This window comes from Kitasatospora sp. NPDC094015, from assembly GCF_040304075.1.
GTDB lineage: Bacteria > Actinomycetota > Actinomycetes > Streptomycetales > Streptomycetaceae > Kitasatospora.
On record NZ_JBEOUL010000003.1, the window covers coordinates 273,608 to 290,522 of the forward strand.

Below are 16,915 nucleotides of genomic sequence, written 5' to 3' on the forward strand. Positions count from 1 at the left end.
CGGGGAAGGGCTCGGGACGGCGGGGATCAGGCCGCGACGGTGACCTTGGCCGGGGTGACCGGCTCGTCGAGCAGGTCGCCGGTCGGGTTGTTGTAGGCGGTCAGGTCGAGGGTCTTCTCGCGGGCGGCGACCAGGATCGGCACCACCGACTGGCCGGCCACGTTGGTGGCGGTGCGGACCATGTCGAGGATCGGGTCGATGGCCAGCAGCAGGCCGACGCCCTCCAGCGGCAGGCCCAGGGTGGACAGGGTGAGGGTGAGCATCACGATCGCGCCGGTCAGACCGGCGGTGGCCGCGGAGCCGACCACCGAGACGAAGGCGATCAGCAGGTAGTCACCGATGCCGAGGTCGATGCCGTACACCTGGGCGACGAAGATCGCGGCCAGCGACGGGTAGATCGCGGCGCAGCCGTCCATCTTGGTGGTGGCGCCGAACGGCACGGCGAAGGAGGCGTACTCGGTCGGCACGCCGAGCCGCTCGGTGACGCGGCGGGTGACCGGCAGGGTGCCGACCGAGGAGCGGGAGACGAAGGCCAGCTGGATCGCGGGCCAGGCGCCCTTGAAGAAGTTGAGCGGGTTGAGGCCGCCGACGAAGCGCAGCAGCAGCGAGTAGACCCCGAAGAGCACCAGGGCGCAGCCGACGTACACGTCGATGGTCAGCGTGGCGAACGGCTCCAGCAGGTCCCAGCCGTACTTGGCGACGGACTTGCCGATCAGGCCGAGGGTGCCGAGCGGCGCCAGCCGGATGACCCACCACAGCGCGGTCTGCACCAGGTCGAGGACCGACTCGCTGAGCTTGAGGACGGGGGCGGCCTTCTCGCCGGTCTTCAGGATCGCGACGCCGAGGACCACGGCGAGGAAGACGATCTGAAGGACGTTCACCTTGAGGAAGGCGTCGACGATGTTGGTCGGGATGATGCCGGTCAGGAAGTCGACCCAGGTGCCGGAGTCCTCGACGCCCTTGACGCCCTCGGTGGACAGCCCCGCGCCCTTGCCCGGGTCGGTGAGCAGGCCGAGGGTGAGGCCGATGGCGACGGCGATCAGCGAGGTGATCAGGAACCAGAGCAGGGTGCGGACGGCCAGCCGGGCGGCGTTGGTGACGTTGCGCAGGTTGGCGACGCTCACCACGATCGCGGTGAAGACCAGCGGCGGCACGGCCAGCTTGAGCAGCTGGACGAAGGTCTTGCCGATGGTGTCGAGGGTGGTGGTCAGCCAGGAGATGTCCTGCGAGCGGGCGAGCCAGCCGAGCAGGCCGCCGAGGACGAGGCCGCCGACGATCTGGACCCAGAACGGGGTGGCGCGGACCTTCGCCAGGAACGAGGGTGCGGTGGGTGTGGACATGGGCGTGCGGCTCCGGGGAACGGGAGGTCAGACGGGGGAAGGGCACTGCTCCGGCGGCACGGCGGGAGGGGTCGGACGGGGGTCCGGGGCCTCAGGAAGGGCGTGCCGCCTCGGTACAGCAGCGGGAGCGGCAGCGGCCGGGGCCGACCACGGCACCGGGCAGGCACGCGCGGCGGGCGGCGAGCGGAGTGCTCGTCCCGGGCCGGGGTGCGGTGCCTGCGGTGGTCATGGCCGGTAGATTAGCAATAAATCTTTGAGATGTTCAAAGTACTAGTTTGAACTGCACTGACGAACCACCCGCACGAGCCGGATTGACCCTGGGCAGTTATACGTATAACTTGACTGGTGCCCCCTCGCCCCCGCCTGCCCAGGAGACCGAACACCATGGGCTATGTCGCCCTGCTCCGCGCCCCGCACGTCACCCGACTGCTGCTGGGCACCCTGCTGGGCCGGCTGCCCGCGGGCATGACCGCGCTGGTCATCGCCCTGGCCCTGCGCGAGGCCGGTGCCCCGTACAGCAGGATCGGCCTGGCCACCGCCGCGTACGCGATCGCCGCCGCGGTCGGCGGGCCGGTGCTCGGCCGGATCGTGGACCGCACCGGGCAGCCCCGGGTGCTGATCGCCTCCGCGGTGGTCGCCGGCTGCGGCTACGCGCTGCTCGCCCTCGCCCCCGGCTCGCCGATCGCCGCGCCGGTCGGGGCCGCGATCGCCGGACTGGCGATGCCCCCGCTCGAACCCTGCCTGCGCTCGCTGTGGCCCGCCGTGGTCGACGAGGAGCAGCTGGACACCGCGTACGCCTTCGACTCCGCCTCGCAGCAGGTGCTGTACGTGGCCGGGCCACTCGCCGTCGCCGGGTTGGCCGCCGCCTTCGGGCCGTCCACCGCCCTGTGGACGGCGGCGGCGCTCGGACTGCTCGGCGCGCTGGTGGTCGCCACCACCGCCCCGGCGCGCGCCTGGCAGGCACCGCCCCGGGCGGCCTCGGCCGGGCTGCTCGGCCCGCTGCGCTCCCCCGGCCTGGTCCTGCTGCTGCTCGGCCTGGCCGGCGCCGGCTGGACGGTGGGCGCGCAGAACGTGCTGTTCATCGCCTACGCCGAGGACCACCCCGGCGGCCTGCCCGGCGGCGCGGGCAGCCTGCTGGCGCTCGCCGCGCTCGGCGGCCTGGTCGGCGCGCTGGTGTACGGCGCGATCCCCTGGCGGATCTCGACCGCCACCCGGACCTGGGCGATCGCGCTGGCGATGGCCGTCAGCTACCTGCCGCTGCTGCTGCTCCCCGGCCCGGCGGCGATGGCCGGTCTGGCGCTGCTCTCCGGGATCGGGCTCGCCCCGCTGCTGGCGGCCGCCTTCGTGCTGGTGGCCGAGCTGGCCCCGACCGGCACCGTGACCGAGGCCTTCGCCTGGCTGGTCACCCTGTTCGCCACCGGCAACGCGGCCGGCTACGCGGTGTCCGGTCTGCTGGCGAGCGGTGCGCTGTCCGAGGTGGCGCTCTGCGCGACCGCCGGGATCGGCCTCGGCGGCCTGCTGCTGTTCGGCTGCCGCGGCCGCCTGCAGCCGCTCGCGGCCACCGCCGCCGGCGCACCGGAGCACGTGCGCGCGGCCTGATCGGGCCGAGCAGCGCGGGCCGAGCAGTGCGGGCCGGTCGGCCTGCGCGGTCGGCCCTCAGCCGGCCCGGCCGGTCGAGCTGCGCAGCACCAGCGAGGTCGCCAGCGGCGCCACCGGCGCCACCGCCTCCCCGCGCAGCAGCGCGGCGAGCGCGGTGACCCCGGCCCGGCCGAGTTCCTCGCCGGGCAGGTCGACGGTGGTCAGCGGCGGCGCCAGCAGCTCGGCCACCGGGATGTTGTCGAGGCCGACCACGGACACGTCCGCGGGGATCCGCAGCCCGAGTTCGGCGGCGGCCTGGTAGAGCCCGGAGGCGACCACGTCGTCGTCGCAGACCACGGCCCGCGGCCGGTCCGGGCCGCCGAGCAGCCGGTGCGCCGCCTCGAAGGCGGCCTGCCGGCCGTCGTTCAGGCTGACCCCCGCCTCCACCACGTCGAGTCCAGCGGTGGCCCGCTCGAAGGCGGCCTGCCGGACCCGGAAGGTGTAGGCGGAGTGGGTCGAGCGCAGGTGGCCGATCCGCCGGTGCCCGAGCGCCACCAGGTGCTCGACCGCGCCGCGCATGCCGCCCGCGACGTCGAGCTCCACGGTCGGCCGGCCGCGGTTGACCGCCGGGTCGGCGTCCAGGAAGACCGCGGGGGTGTCGGGGGGCAGCTCGCCGAGCTGGCTGTCGTCCGGCGAGCAGACCAGCAGGCCGTCGAAGCGGCTGGTGGCGGCCGCGTCGGCGAGGGTGGCGCTGCCCCAGCCGCTGCTGACCACGACGGCCAGGCCGCGCCGGCCGGCCTCCTCGTGCACCCCGGTCAGCACCCGGCCGAAGAACGGGCCGAGCAGGTTGGGCACCGCCAGCAGGATCATCCCGCTGCGGCCGAGCCGGAGCTGGCGGCCGGCCGCCTGCGGGCGGTAGCCGAGGCTGCGGGCGGCCTCCCGGATCCGTTCCCGGGTCGCCTCGGAGACCCGGTGACCGGCGTCCGAGCCGGAGAACACCAGGGAGACGGTGGCCTGCGAGACACCGGCCAGCCGCGCCACATCACGGCCGGTCGGCCGCTTGGGCGGGGTCGGGACGGCGGCCGGGCCGGCCTCGGGCGCTGGCACCAGCGGTCAGTTCCCGGCGACGGCGCGGGCGGCCTCGTCGGCCTCGTCCTCCTGCGCGCTCTGCGCGGCGGTGCGGGCCCGGATGGTCTCCACCTTCGCGCTGATCTGCGCGGACATCTCGTCCCGCTGCTTGCTCAGCACCACGTAGCTGATCGGCGCGGACACCAGCCCGGCGAGCAGCACCAGGAAGACCACACCGGTGCTCCCGGTCACCGGGATCACGCCGAAGTGGCCCAGCAGCAGCGAGATCAGCAGGCAGCCGAGGAAGATGCTGACCCGCAGGGAGGTGTAGCGGAGCGTGGCGTGCGTCTTGCTGCTCACGGGTGGGGGTCCTAACTGCAAGGGGTACGGCGGGCGGCGCGGGCACCCACAGGGCGCGGCCTCCAGTGAAGCATGCCGAACGGCGGCGCCGGCCGACAGGCTCCGCCCGCCCGCCCAGGACCCCTCGGCGGCTGGCTCAGCGCAGCTCCCGCCACATCGTCACGTCGTCCCGGTCGTCCCCGTCGGCGACCCGGATCGCACCCGGTACCCGGCCCACCTCCCGGTAGCCGCACCGGGCGTAGAACCGCTCCAGCCCCATCCCGCCGCGCAGCGTCAGCTTCAGCCCGGCCAGGCCCCACGCGCGGCCGACCCGCTCGGCCTCGGCGAGCAGCGCGGCGCCGTGGCCGCGGCCCTGGAGGTCCGGGTCGACCATGACCCGCTTGAGCAGCCGCCAGTGCTCCATCAGCTCGAACCGCATCGAGGCGAAGAACAGCAGCCCGGCCAGCCGCCCGCCGTCCTCCTCGTACGCGACCAGCAGCCGGTCCGGCTGCCCGGGGCCGACCTCGGCGAACTGCCGCTCGGCCACCGGGCGGACCTGCCGCGCGTCGACCGGCGGGACGAAGCCGACGGCGCCGCCCGCGTTGCTGGCCCGCACCCACAGCTCGACGACGGCGGCCCGCAGTTCGGGGGTGAGGTCGGGATCGAGCCGGAAGCGGAGGTTCATGATCCGCAGGCTACCCGTCGGCCACGACCCCCAGGACGGCCGGGCCGGTCGGGCCGGCCGGTGCCGCCGGGGCGGTCGGAGCGGCGAGGTCGGCCGGGGCCGCCGGGCCTCGGCGGGCGAGTCCCAGGCAGAGCAGGACGGCGAGCGCGCACAGGCCGCCCGCGACGTACCAGGCCAGGTCGTAGTCGCCGAAGCGGTCGCGGGCCAGGCCCGCCAGCGAGGCGACCAGCGCCGCCCCGATCTGGTGCGCGGCCAGCACCCAGCCGAACACCACCGGGGCGTCCGCCCCGAAGTGCCGGCGGCAGAGCGCGATGGTGGGCGGGACGGTGGCGACCCAGTCCAGACCGTAGAAGATCACGAAGGCCAGGATCGGCGGCCGCAGCGAGTCGGCGAACAGTTGCGGCAGGAACAGCAGCGAGACGCCGCGCAGCGCGTAGTAGACGATCAGCAGCGCCCGGGAGTCGAACCGGTCGGTGAACCAGCCGCTGGCCACGGTGCCGAGCACGTCGAAGATGCCGACCAGGGCGAGCAGTCCGGCCGCGGTGGTGACCGGCATGCCGTGGTCGTGCGCCGCCGGGATGAAGTGCGTGCCGACCAGGCCCGCGGTGGTCGCGCCGCAGATCGCGAACGAGCCGGCCAGCAGCCAGAAGGCCCTGGTCCCGGCGGCCTCCTTCAGCACCCGCAGCGAACGCGCCAGCGCGCTGCCGGTGACCGCGGGCGGGGCGGGCTGCTCCTGCGCGCCGAGCGGCAGCAGCCCGAGGTCGGCCGGCCGCTCGCGCATCAGCAGCAGCACCGGGACCGCGACCGCGGTGGCCGCCAGCGAGACCACCACCACGGCGGTGCGCCAGCCGTGTCCGGTCACCAGGGCGGCCAGCACCGGCATGAAGACCAGGTTGCCGGCGGCGCCGGCGGCCGTGAGCACGCCGGTGACCAGGCCCTGGTGGGCCTGGAACCAGCGGCCGGTGATGGTGGTGGCGAAGGCCCCCGCCATCGAGCCGCTGCCGAGCCCGACCAGCACGCCCCAGCAGAGCACCAGTTGCCAGGGCTCGGTCATCAGCACCGTCAGCCCGGAGCCGGTGGCGATCAGCAGCAGCGCGCAGACCGTCACCAGCCGGACCCCGAAGCGGTCCATCAGCGCGGCGGCGAACGGCGCGGTCAGCCCGTACAGGGTGAGGTTTACCGAGACGGCGCTGGAGACGGTGGCGTGCGACCAGCCGAACTCGCTGTTCAGCGCGTCCATCATCAGGCCCGGGGTGGACCGGAAGCCGGCCGAGCCGACCAGCACGACCAGCGCCACGCCGGCCACCACCCAGGCGTAGTGCAGGCGCGGGGCCCGGACGGCGGCGGGCGAGGCGGGCGAGGCGGGCGTGGCCGGGGCGTCGGGTGCGCCGGGTAGGTCGGGTGCGTCGGAGGGCGGGGGTGCGGCGGGTGCGGCGCCGGGCGGGCGCGGCGGGGTGTTCAGGTCGGTCACGGACCGAGTCTCCGGCCCCGGGGGCGGGGTGAACGAGGGGTGTGGCTGCCAGGTTTCGTCAGGATCGGGCCACCGTCGCCGCACCCGCCCGGCGCAGGCCCCGGATCGGCGGGGTGAGCAGCAGCGCGGCGACCACCAGCAGGGCGACCGCGCCGCCGGCCGCGAGCACCCCGCGCGCGCCGAAGGCGTCGGCGGCGGGGCCCGCCAGCGCGGCGCCGAGCGGGAACATGCAGACCGAGCCGGCCACCTCGTACGCGTGGATCCGGTTGAGCACCTCGCCGGGCACCTGGGTCTGCACGCTGGTCGCCCACATCACGCCCCAGAAGGTGACCCCGGCGCCGGAGAGCAGCTGGGCGGGCACCAGCAGCGGCACCGGGAGGTCCAGCGCGAGCGCGAACTGGTAGGCGGGGAAGGCGATCAGCGCGAGCGCGCCGCCGGCCAGCGGGCGGGCGGGCTTGAACCGGATCGCCAGCACCCCGCCCAGCACGGTGCCGGCGCCGAACGCGCAGTTCAGCAACCCGTAGGCGGTGGAGCCGTACTGCGGGACCACCACCCCGGCGGCCAGCGGCAGCATCGGGCCCCAGGAGAGCACGGTGAAGAACATCCAGATCACGATGACGCCCCACATCCAGCCGCGGGACCTGAACTCGTGCCAGCCGACCACCAGGTTGCGCAGCAGGCTGTCGCCGGCCGGCGGGGCCGGCACCCGGCCGAGCCGCAGCGAGAGCAGGCACAGCGCGCTGACGCCGTAGGTGGCGGCGGCGATCACCATCACCCAGCCGGTGGCGGCGGCGCCGGCCAGCAGGCCCGCGAGCGCCGGGCCGAGCAGGGTGGTGACGGCCTCGGAGATCCGCAGGACGCCGTTGGCGCCCTGCACGTCGCGGGCGACCAGCGGGACGGTGGAGGCGGCGCCGGGCTGGAACATCGCGGCGGCGGTGCCGGCCAGCGCCAGCAGCGCGTAGAGCTGCCAGAGTTGGTCGACGCCGCGGAAGAAGACCACCGCGAGCAGCGCCCGCGCGGTCAGGTTGAGCAGGTCGGCGGCGATCATCAGCCGGCGGGCGGTGAAGCGGTCCGCCAGGACGCCGCCGACCAGCACCAGTCCGGCGAACGGGGCCATCAGGAAGGCCATCGCGTAGCCGACCGTGCCGAGCGGGTACCCGGCGGCGAGCAGGCCCGCCGAGACGGCGACCGGGAGCATGGCGTCGCCGAGCAGGCCGGAGCTGCGGGCGGTGAAGTAGAGCCGGAACCCGGCGGACCAGATGGCGGGTCCCGGGGCGGCGGGGGCGGCCGTGCGGGGGTGGGCGTCCTGCAGTTCGGGAGCGGTCACAGGAGAAGTTTTGGTGTAGACCACTGCGAATATCCAGTGGTTTCCGGGTCACCGGGGGATCACGATGCGGCGCGGGTGGGCGGGGGCGTGCGGTGCCGCGCGGGCGGCGGGTGGTGGCAGCCGGTGGGGGCCCGGTGGCGGCCGGTCGGGCCCGGTGCAGGCGGCGGCGGGTCGGATCGCGCCGGTCCGGACGGCGGCCGCCGTGCGCGCCCCGAGCACCGCGCGGCGGACCGCCGTCCGACCTGGCGCCCGCGCCCTGAAGCCGCGCGCCTGCGCTCCGCACTCGTCGAGGTGGCAGGACCCGGGCGGCAGGCAGCGACTGTCCCCCTGTGCCCGCACCGGCCGGATGTCGCCTCGACGTCCCCTCGCAACGGAGAGCTGCACCCAAGAGTGATCAGTCGGATACGTCACGTCAATGGGTTGTCCGAAATTCGGAATGGTTGCGGCGCACTTGTGAGGGGATGGCGCACGGCCGCGGTCGGCGGTGCGCCGGATGCGCCCCAGGGGCGGGACGGGGCGTCAGGGAGGCCCGCTGCGGGTGCGACGGCCGGGGCGGGCGGGGCCGACGGGGGCGGGCCGTGCGGTCCGCGCGGGCCGGTCAGAGGGCGAAGACGGCGTTGGGCTCGACCGGACACTCCTGCGGGCGGCCCTGGTCCTGCGGGTCGATCTCGCACCAGACCCGCTTGCCCGAGCCGTCCGGGTACCAGCCCCACCGGGCGCAGAGCAGCTCGACCAGTTCCAGGCCGCGCCCGTTGGTGGCGTCCCCGCCGGCGTGCCGGGGCGCCGGGGCGACCAGGCTGGCGTCCGCCACCTCGACCCGTACCGGCACTCCCCCGGGCGGATCCGCGGCGCCGTCACCGGCCGGACGGGCCCCGGGCACCGGCATCGACAGCCGCAGCACGGCCGGACAGCCGGTGTGCACCACCGCGTTGGTGACCAGCTCCGAGACCACCAGCACCAGCGTCTCGGCCACCGGCGCGTCCGGGTCCAGGCCGTGGCCCTTCAACCGGGCCCGCACCCACCGCCGGGCCCGGCCGACCTCCGACGGGTCCGCCTGGACGGCCAGTTGAACCTGAAGTACCTGCACCGCTTCACCACCCGCACTCGGTCTTCGGCCCGGTAGTCGGCCGTTCTCCCTGCTGCCCGGACCGGGCGGGCCGGGGGCCGGCCACACCGGTACGGCCGGCCGCGCACCGTGGGAAACGCCTGCCGGGCTGCCCATGGCTTCGGCACGAATACGCCTCAGGATGATTCCGCAGCTCGGCCGCAGCAAGCGCTTCAGGCATATTCCAGCGATCGGGGGACAGCTCGGTGCATACTGTCCCGCTCACCCTGGCGAGCCTCGCACCGGTGAACGTCCGTCCGGGCCCGGACCATCGCCTTCGGATCTTGCCCTCCCGCGTGCGGAGGCACCCGGGGGCGCCCGGTGCACGCCGGTGCGCCCTCCCGGCGCCCCGCGGCGCGAGAGGTACGACGGTACTCCCGCCCGGCCGGTAGCCCTCGCCAGCCACGAGCGAACCACCCTTCCTACATATGTCCGGCCCGGCTCGAACACCGTGGCCGCCACCGGACGCCCGCGGCCGCCTCTTCGGAGGAACCCTCCCCGGCCCCCGGCCGAAGGGCTACCGTTGAGTAGGCCGCCCGGGACACGGAGGGGGCAGGACCATGTCCGACCGCGCCCCGAGCTGGGACGAGCAGGTGCGGCAGCGCTTGCTGGACGGCGAGGAGAGCGCCCTCGGCGAGCTCTACGACCGCTACGCGCCGCTGGTGCACGGTCTGGCCTGGCGGACGACCGACGACCAGGACACCGCCGAGCAGCTCACCCGCGAGGTCTTCGGCACGCTCTGGCAGTACCCCGGCATCCGGGACCCGCTGCGCGGCCGGCTGGTCGGGCTCACCCGGCGCCTGGCCGCCGGCATCCTCCCGCCCGGGCACCCCGGGCACCCCGGGCACCCCGGGCACCCCGCCACCGGGCATCCCGGCCCGGGGGACCCGGAGGACCGGCTCGACCCCGAGGACTCGCTGGGCCCGGACGACGGCCTGCGCCGCCAGGTCCTGGAGGGCTGCCTGGCCCGGCGCCCCGCCGCGCGCCCGCTGCCCCCGTGGGCCGCGCCGTTCGCGGCCGAGACCGCGAAACTCGACGCGCTGCTGCGCGACCTCGGCCCCGGCGAGTGGCAGGAGGTCGCCGAACTGCCGTGGCACGGCGGCACCCAGCACTGGCGCCCGGCCCAGGTGCTCTGCCACCTCGCGGCCGTCGACGGCTACCTGGCTCCCGCGCTCGGCCTGCCCGACCCGGTACCGGCCGCCGCCCCGCCGCCGGACCTGACCCCGGTCCCCGCCCCGCGGGTGCCGGAGCAGCGCCGGCCGGACGACGTGCTCGGCCGCACCCGCAGCCTGATCGAGGACCGCCGCCACAGCGCCCCGGCCGAGGTGCGCGAACTGTGGCGCCGGCAGGGGCTCGACCTGCTGCGGGCGGCCGGCCTGGGCAGCGACGGCGGCACCCCGGTGGACTACGGCTTCGCCCTGCTGCCGCTGGCCGACGCCTTCCTGGACCGGGCGTTCGAGTGCTGGATCCACGGCGACGACCTCGCCCGCGCGGTCCACTACCCGTACGCGCCGCCCGCCCCGCAGCACCTGCGCCAGCTGGTCGACCTGGCCGCCCGGATGCTGCCGCACCTGCTGGCCGCGCTGCCCGGCGGCTCGCGCGGCACCGGCCGGCTGCTCCGGCTGGTGATCGACGGACCGGCCTGCGGCGAGTGGCGGATCCCGCTCGACGGGTCGGACGACGGCGGGCCGCCGACCGCCGAAATGGTGCTGGACGGACTGGAGTTCTGCTACCTGGCGGCCGCCCACCGCGACCCGGACCGGCTCCCGGTGGGCCGGCAGGGCGACCGCGCGGCGATCCGCGAGGTGCTGCACGCCGTGCCGCTGCTCTCCCGTCCCTGACCGCCCGGCACCATCCGGTTGACCACCGGGCCGGCCCCGGCGGCCGGCTACTGCGGCAGGCCGGTCTCCAGCGCCAGCAGCTCGGCCACCGACTGCCGGCGGCGGATCAGCCTGGTCCGCCCGCCGTCGACCAGCACCTCCGGTATCAGCGGCCGGGAGTTGTAGAGCGAGGACATGCTCGCCCCGTAGGCGCCGGTGTCGTGGAGGACCACCAGGTCTCCGACGTCCGTGCGGGGCAGTGGCACCGGCTCCACGTCGCCGCCGGCGGCCTGGGTGAAGACGTCGCCCGACTCGCACAGCGGCCCCGCCAGCACGGTGTCCCGCAGGCCGGCGCGGCGGACCTCGCCGTCGGGCGCCAGCACCGTGGCCCGGTGGCTGCTGCCGTACATGGCGGGGCGCATCAGGTCGTTGAAGCCGGCGTCGATCAGCACGAAGTGGTTGCTGCCGACCGCCTTGTCCGCGCGCACCTCGGCCGCCAGCAGTCCGGCGCCCGCCACCAGGAACCGGCCCGGCTCGATCTCCAGGCGCACCGGGTGGCCGAGTTCGGCGGCGATCTCGGCCCGCGCCGAGTCCCAGAGCCGGAAGTAGCGGTCGGTGTCGACCTCCGGCTGCCCGGCCGCGTACGGCACCGACAGGCCGCCGCCGGCGGAGATCGCCCGGATGTCCCGGCCGGCCATCCTGACCTGCTTGACCATGGTCTCGCAGACCGCCTCCAGGTGGCCGTAGTCGACGCCGGAGCCGATGTGCATGTGGAAGCCGACCAGGTCGAGCCGGTGGCGCTCGGCCAGGTCGAGCGCCTCGGCCAGGTGCTCGTGCCAGATGCCGTGCTTGCTCTGCTCACCGCCGGTGTTGGTCTTGCGGCTGTGGCCGTGGCCGAAGCCCGGGTTGATCCGCAGCCACACCGGGTGGCCCGGGGCGGCGCGTCCGAGCTGCTCCAGCATCTGCGGCGACCCGGCGTTGACCGGGATGCCCAGCTCGACCACCCGGCGCAGGGTGGGACGGTCGAGCAGGTCGGCGGTGAACACGATCGGGTCGTCCGCACCGCCGGGGAGGTAGCCGGCGGCCAGCGCGCGTTCCACCTCCCCCGCCGACACCGAGTCCACCAGGACGCCCTGCTCGCGCATCAGCCGCAGGATGTGCAGGTTGGAGCAGGCCTTCTGGGCGAAGCGGATCACGTCGAACTGCCGCAGCCGGTCGATCTGGGCGCGGATCGTGCCGGCGTCGTAGAGCCAGAGCGGGGTACCGAACTCCTCGGCGATCCGGGCGATCCGGGGGCCGTCGACGGCTCCGGGGAATTCCTCGGCACCGGTGGCGGTCGTCATGGGCATTCCTTCGCACGGGTCGTCGGCGGACCGGGCGCACCGGCACCGGAAATCGGGCACGCGAAATCGCCGAATTCCGTTTCCCCGGTACGGGCCGGGGCGGCCCGGCGGGTGGGGGCGGTCGGGTCCACGGCCCCGTTCGACGGCGCCACGTTACCCTCGCGGACGGGCCCCGGAGAAACCGGAGTTGACGCCGGGAGCGGGCCCGGAAAGGGGATTCTGCGGCCTTTCCCGCACTCCGGCGGAGTACTTCCGGAACACCGCGCGACCGCACGTACGAACCGGCCGGCCGGCACCCGGGAAAAAGAAATCCTGCGGCGGGACCGGACCCGGCCGAGGACCCGGTCCGACGGCCGGGTCCGACGGCCGAGCCCGACGGCCGAGCCCGACGGCCGAGCCCGACGGCCGGGCCGGCGACTCAGGCGAAGACCACCGTGCGGGCGCCGTTCAGCAGCACCCGGTGCTCGCTGTGCCACTTGACCGCCCGGGCCAGCGCCTGGCACTCGACGTCCCGGCCGAGCGCGACCAGCTGGTCCGGGGTCACGTCGTGGGTGACCCGGGCCACTTCCTGCTCGATGATCGGGCCCTCGTCCAGGTCGGCGGTGACGTAGTGCGCGGTGGCGCCGATCAGCTTCACGCCCCGGGCGTGCGCCTGGTGGTACGGCTTGGCGCCCTTGAAGCTCGGCAGGAAGGAGTGGTGGATGTTGATCACCCGGCCGGAGAGCTCCTTGCACAGCCGGTCGGAGAGCACCTGCATGTACCGGGCCAGCACCACCAGGTCGACCTTCTCCTCGGCGACCAGGTCGAGCAGCTGCTGCTCGGCCTGCGCCTTGGTGTCCCGGGTGACCGGGATGTGGTGGAACGGGATGTCGTAGGACTCGGTCAGCGCGCGGAAGTCGGTGTGGTTGGAGACCACGCCGGCGATCTCCACCGGCAGAGCGCCGATCCGGGTGCGGAACAGCAGGTCGTTCAGGCAGTGGCCGAACCTGGACACCATCAGCAGCACCCGCATCCGCTCGGCGCTCGGGTGGATCTGCCAGTCCATCCGGAACGAGGCGCCGATCGCGGCGAAGCTGGCCCGCAGCTTCTCGGCGGTGACCGGCTGCTCGGCCACGAAGTGCACCCGCATGAAGAACAGCCCGCTGTCGCCGTCGCCGAACTGCTGGCTGTCGATGATGTTGCAGCCGGTCATGAAGAGGTAGCTGGAGACCGCGTGGACGATCCCCTGCTTGTCCGGGCAGGACAGCGTGAGGACGTACTGGACGGGGGCGGACTGCTCTTCCACGGCTGCGGTTCCCCTGGTTCTCGGGTCTGGTGCTGGGGCTTCGACGGACCAGCGTGTCACAGATCGCCGGACCGGCGCGGCCACCGCCCGCACCGCGAGACCACCCACCACCGCCCGCCGCCACCCGAACCGCGGGGGCGCCCGCAGCGCGGCAGCGCCGCAGCTACGCGCTGCGGGTCAGGATCCGCAGCACCTCGAGCGAGCGCGGCGGGGCGTCGGGGTCCTCCCCGTCCGCGACCGCCAGGTGGACGTGGGCCGCCCGGGCCGCACCGACCGCCTCCGGCCACCCCGGGTGCCCGAGGTAGGCGGCGGCGGGGGCGTCGGCACCCACCTCGTGCATGATCCGCAGCACCCGCAGCACCGCGGCGTCCACCAGCGCGGCCTCGGTGGTGTCCCGCACCACGGTGCCGAGGTACTTCTCCGCCGGCCAGCGGTCCAGCCAGGTGTCCTCGACCAGCCGGTAGACGGCGTCGGTGACGTCGCCGTACCCGGCGCGGCCGGCCAGCCAGGTCTCCTGCTGGAAGCCGGGGTCGGACAGCATGTGCAGCGCCGACCGGAGCCGGGCTCGCCAGCGCCACCAGGGCAGGTCGTTCAGGGGCATGCCGCCCATCGTGCTGGACCGGTGCCCAGTTCGAGAAGAGGGTCTGGCGGACCGATACCGAGAATCCATGCTGTCGGACATAAGAATCGATCGTACGTTCCCTCGTCGCACTTGATCTACACGCGTCATCTCTCGGTGTTCCTCCGGCGTAAACCCGACGTTCTTTTCGCGGCCCTCTCCGCTTGCCCGTCCGGGTCGAGGCTGGTCCGCGCCGGACCGGCGCGCGGCGCACGGATGGCAAGGAACCCGGGAGGGCACACCCACATGACACGGACCGGATCAGCCGACCGCACCACTCCGGCCGACCGGCCGGAGTCCGCACCGGCGCACGGCGCCCGGCGCACCCGCCGTACCGTCGGCGCCCTGGCCGCGACCGCCGCGCTGCTGCCCGCCCTGCTCGCCACCTCGGCCTGCGGCGGCCCCGCCGACGCGGCCGCGGCCGGCCACGGCGAGCTGACCGTGATGACCTGGGCCCCGTCCGGCACCGGCGCCACCGACCGGCCCGGGATGACCGCGCTGGCCGAGGCGATCGGCCGCGAGCTCAACAGCACCGGCGGACTCGACGGCCACAAGCTGCGGGTGCTCACCTGCAACGAGCAGAACACCGCCGACGGCGTGGCCGCCTGCGCCCAGCAGGCCATCGACGCCCACGTGGTCGCGGTGATCGGCTCGTACAGCCAGTACGGGAGCGACTTCATGCCGGCGCTGGAGCGCGCGGGCATCCCGTACCTGGGCGGGTACGGGCTCTCCTCGCCGGAGTTCAGCAGCCCGCTCTCCTACCCGGTGGCCGGCGGCAGCCCCGCGCTGATCGCGGGCAGCGGCCGGCAGCTGGTCGAGGCCGGCTGCAAGAGCGTCGCGCTGATCCGCCCCGACACCCGGGCGGGCGACACCCTGGTGAACTACCTCAGCGGCGCGCTCAAGCCGGCCGGGGTCAAGCTGACCGACGTCCCGGCGCCGGAGAAGTCCAACAACTACACCGACTACGCGCGCCGGGCGATCGGCGACGACCGCACCGGCAACTGCGTGATCAGCGCGCTCGGCTCCGAGCCGACCTCCAACCTGCTCGACCCGTACCGGCGGCTCGCCCCCAAGCACACCCAGCTGGCCTCGGTGATCGGCAGCTTCCAGCAGTCCGTGGTGGACGCCACCGGCGGCGACGCCGGCCCGCTGCGCGGCGCGTACGCCACCGGCTGGTACCCGGTCGAGTCCTCGCCGGTCTGGGACGCGCTGCGCAAGACCGCCCGCGGCTTCGGCACCGGTGAGGCCATGATCGACCCCTCCGACCCCGGGGTGCAGACCACCTGGGTCGCCTACGAGGTGTTCCGGCAGGCCGCCGCGCGCGCCGACAAGAGCAAGCCGCTGAGCGCCCGGACGCTGGCCAAGGTGCTCGACAGCGGCGACCCGATCGAGACCGGCGGCGCCACCCCGCCGCTCAACTGGGGCCTGACCAGCATGCTGCCGAGCGCCGACACGCCGCGGCTGGTGAACACCTCGGTCACCTTCCAGCAGGTGCAGGGCGGCCGGTTGGTCGAGCAGCGCAAGGGGTTCGTGGACGTGCGCTGGGTGCTGGCGGGCGAGAAGCCCCCGGCCTGACCCGGTACCGCGGCCCGCGGATGCCAAGGGGCGGGCGCGACCGGTGTCGGTCGCGCCCGCCCCTTGGCGTCGACTTGGCGTCGACAGCCCTGAAGCCCTAGAGGTCGCCCTTGGCCTTGGTCGGCAGGCCGGTCTGCGCCGCGATCGCGTTCCACAGGTCCGCCGCCGAGGCCTTGGCGGTGGTCGCCGTGCCGCTGGCCGCGTTGCCGCCCTTGGCGTGCGGGTTCTCGGACTGCTTGGCCGGGTCGCAGGCGGCGATCGAGTCGGCCGCCCAGGCCGCGTACTCCTTGTCCGCCGTGGACGAGGCCTGCCAGGCGCTCTTCAGCTGGTCGACCAGCTGCGGGCCGGTCGGCAGCTTGTCCACCTTGAGCGCCGCCAGCTCGGTCACCAGCTGGTCGCGCTGCGCCGCCGCCGCGCTCAGACCGGCCTGGGACTCCGGCAGCTTGTCGCACTTCTGCACCGAGGCCACCGCGCCGATCACGGCCTGGCGGCTGGCGCTGGCCTTGCCCAGCAGCTCCGACATCGCCTTGGCCTGGGCCTGCATCTCGGGGCTGACCGCCCCGGACCCGCCGGTGGCGGGGGCGCTGCTGGCCGGCTTGGCGACCGGCTGCTGGCCGTCCTTGTCGTCCTTGCCGCCGCTCATCAGCACCGCGACCAGGATGCCCGCCGCCACGCAGCCGGCCACCACGCCACCGATGATCAGCTTCTGCGAGGGCCGGCCGCCCGCCGGACCGCGGCCCGGCTCCCCGGCCTGCTGGCCCGGCGCCTGCGGCGGCCCGCCGAACTGCTGCCCGCCGAAGGTCTGGGCACCGGGCTCCACCCCGCCGAAGGCCTGCTGGCCGCCGTAGGACTGCTGCCCGCCGTACGAGGGCTGGGCACCGTAGGACTGCTGCTGCCCGCCGTACGAGGGCTGCGCGCCGTAGCCGCCCTGGCCGCCGTACGAGGGCTGCGCGGCCCCGTACCCCTGCTGGCCGCCCATCGACTGGTGCGGCAGGCCACCGCCGATGCTGGGCTCCCCGCTCGGGTAGGGCGGCAGGTGCTGGGTCTCGGGGGCCGGCTCCGGCTGGACGCCCTGCGGGGCCCCGGGCGGCGCTGCCTGCGGCGGCGGGCCCCAGTACTCGGGGCCGCCGCCGGGAGCCTGCTGCTGGGGCGCCTGGGGCTGCTGCTGGGGCACGCCCGACTGGGGCTGGCCGCCCTGCTGGTCGCCCGGCGTTCCGGCCGGCTCGGGCCGGAACAGGTCGTCCATGTTGAAATCGTTCGAGCTGGAGTACGAGCGGCGTTGGCTCAACGCGGTTCCTCACCTGTGCACGGCCCCGGTCTGGCCCGGGTTTCTCGGTTCCTCCGCGCGCTCGCTGACGGC

14 protein-coding genes are annotated in these 16,915 nt (G+C 74.9%); 3 read left to right on the plus strand and 11 right to left on the minus strand.

Going from position 1 to position 16,915, the window contains the following annotated elements; translation table 11 throughout:
• Positions 1-26: 26 nt before the first annotated feature.
• A complete protein-coding gene (locus tag ABT014_RS05520) occupies positions 27-1,340 on the minus strand; it encodes a dicarboxylate/amino acid:cation symporter (RefSeq protein WP_350637331.1) in 1,314 nt (437 codons plus the stop codon).
• A gap of 384 nt (positions 1,341-1,724) precedes the next feature.
• Here ABT014_RS05520 and ABT014_RS05525 point away from each other — a divergent pair, with 384 nt between their 5' ends.
• On the plus strand, positions 1,725-2,939 hold the full coding sequence (locus ABT014_RS05525; RefSeq protein WP_350637332.1) for an MFS transporter: 1,215 nt from the start codon (positions 1,725-1,727) through the stop codon (positions 2,937-2,939).
• 57 nt (positions 2,940-2,996) lie between these two features.
• On the opposite strand, the gene ABT014_RS05530 is transcribed toward ABT014_RS05525, so the two are convergent.
• From ABT014_RS05530 to ABT014_RS05555, 6 genes are all read right to left on the minus strand, one after another.
• Entirely contained in the window at positions 2,997-4,025 is a 1,029-nt protein-coding gene (locus ABT014_RS05530; protein WP_350637333.1) for a LacI family DNA-binding transcriptional regulator, read from the minus strand.
• A gap of 6 nt (positions 4,026-4,031) precedes the next feature.
• Positions 4,032-4,346, minus strand: coding sequence for a DUF4229 domain-containing protein (locus ABT014_RS05535; RefSeq protein ID WP_350637334.1), 315 nt, complete (start codon positions 4,344-4,346; stop codon positions 4,032-4,034).
• Positions 4,347-4,482: 136 nt separating this feature from the next.
• Complete coding sequence (locus ABT014_RS05540) at positions 4,483-5,010, minus strand: GNAT family N-acetyltransferase (protein WP_350637335.1); 528 nt, start codon at positions 5,008-5,010, stop codon at positions 4,483-4,485.
• A 10-nt stretch (positions 5,011-5,020) separates the two neighbouring features.
• Positions 5,021-6,472: an MFS transporter gene (locus ABT014_RS05545; RefSeq protein ID WP_502894861.1), complete on the minus strand. Its 1,452-nt coding sequence runs from the start codon at positions 6,470-6,472 to the stop codon at positions 5,021-5,023.
• A 67-nt stretch (positions 6,473-6,539) separates the two neighbouring features.
• Positions 6,540-7,808 (minus strand): MFS transporter, encoded by a 1,269-nt coding sequence (locus ABT014_RS05550; protein WP_350637336.1) that lies wholly within the window; start codon positions 7,806-7,808, stop codon positions 6,540-6,542.
• A 598-nt stretch (positions 7,809-8,406) separates the two neighbouring features.
• Positions 8,407-8,895 (minus strand): ATP-binding protein, encoded by a 489-nt coding sequence (locus ABT014_RS05555; RefSeq protein ID WP_350637337.1) that lies wholly within the window; start codon positions 8,893-8,895, stop codon positions 8,407-8,409.
• A gap of 578 nt (positions 8,896-9,473) precedes the next feature.
• On the opposite strand from ABT014_RS05555, the gene ABT014_RS05560 reads away from it, so the two are divergent.
• Positions 9,474-10,754, plus strand: a complete 1,281-nt coding sequence (locus tag ABT014_RS05560) for a hypothetical protein (protein WP_350637338.1) — start codon at positions 9,474-9,476, stop codon at positions 10,752-10,754.
• A gap of 47 nt (positions 10,755-10,801) precedes the next feature.
• On the opposite strand, the gene lysA is transcribed toward ABT014_RS05560, so the two are convergent.
• The 3 genes from lysA to ABT014_RS05575 all read right to left on the minus strand — a co-directional run bounded on the left by lysA (position 10,802) and on the right by ABT014_RS05575 (position 14,031).
• The gene (gene lysA, locus ABT014_RS05565; protein ID WP_350637339.1) at positions 10,802-12,076 is read right to left on the minus strand and encodes a diaminopimelate decarboxylase; all 1,275 of its coding nucleotides are present in this window, start codon (positions 12,074-12,076) and stop codon (positions 10,802-10,804) included.
• Positions 12,077-12,494: 418 nt separating this feature from the next.
• Positions 12,495-13,361: a formyltetrahydrofolate deformylase gene (gene purU, locus ABT014_RS05570; RefSeq protein WP_350637340.1), complete on the minus strand. Its 867-nt coding sequence runs from the start codon at positions 13,359-13,361 to the stop codon at positions 12,495-12,497.
• Between the two features lie 163 nt (positions 13,362-13,524).
• Positions 13,525-14,031, minus strand: coding sequence for an SCO4402 family protein (locus ABT014_RS05575; RefSeq protein WP_350637480.1), 507 nt, complete (start codon positions 14,029-14,031; stop codon positions 13,525-13,527).
• Positions 14,032-14,226: 195 nt separating this feature from the next.
• Here ABT014_RS05575 and ABT014_RS05580 point away from each other — a divergent pair, with 195 nt between their 5' ends.
• The gene (locus tag ABT014_RS05580; protein WP_350637341.1) at positions 14,227-15,555 is read left to right on the plus strand and encodes an ABC transporter substrate-binding protein; all 1,329 of its coding nucleotides are present in this window, start codon (positions 14,227-14,229) and stop codon (positions 15,553-15,555) included.
• A gap of 97 nt (positions 15,556-15,652) precedes the next feature.
• Here ABT014_RS05580 and ABT014_RS05585 read toward each other — a convergent pair whose 3' ends face one another.
• A complete protein-coding gene (locus ABT014_RS05585) occupies positions 15,653-16,843 on the minus strand; it encodes a hypothetical protein (RefSeq protein ID WP_350637342.1) in 1,191 nt (396 codons plus the stop codon).
• Positions 16,844-16,915 lie beyond the last annotated feature (72 nt).

Bases quoted from the DNA above. Each gene is read 5' to 3' on its own strand.
- ABT014_RS05560 (WP_350637338.1), top strand. From the start codon at position 9,474: ATGTCCGACCGCGCCCCGAGCTGGGACGAGCAGGTGCGGCAGCGCTTG.
- ABT014_RS05575 (WP_350637480.1), bottom strand. From the start codon at position 14,031: ATGGATTCTCGGTATCGGTCCGCCAGACCCTCTTCTCGAACTGGGCAC.
- ABT014_RS05525 (WP_350637332.1), top strand. From the start codon at position 1,725: ATGGGCTATGTCGCCCTGCTCCGCGCCCCGCACGTCACCCGACTGCTG.
- ABT014_RS05580 (WP_350637341.1), top strand. From the start codon at position 14,227: ATGACACGGACCGGATCAGCCGACCGCACCACTCCGGCCGACCGGCCG.
- lysA (WP_350637339.1), bottom strand. From the start codon at position 12,076: ATGACGACCGCCACCGGTGCCGAGGAATTCCCCGGAGCCGTCGACGGC.
- ABT014_RS05520 (WP_350637331.1), bottom strand. From the start codon at position 1,340: ATGTCCACACCCACCGCACCCTCGTTCCTGGCGAAGGTCCGCGCCACC.
- ABT014_RS05540 (WP_350637335.1), bottom strand. From the start codon at position 5,010: ATGAACCTCCGCTTCCGGCTCGATCCCGACCTCACCCCCGAACTGCGG.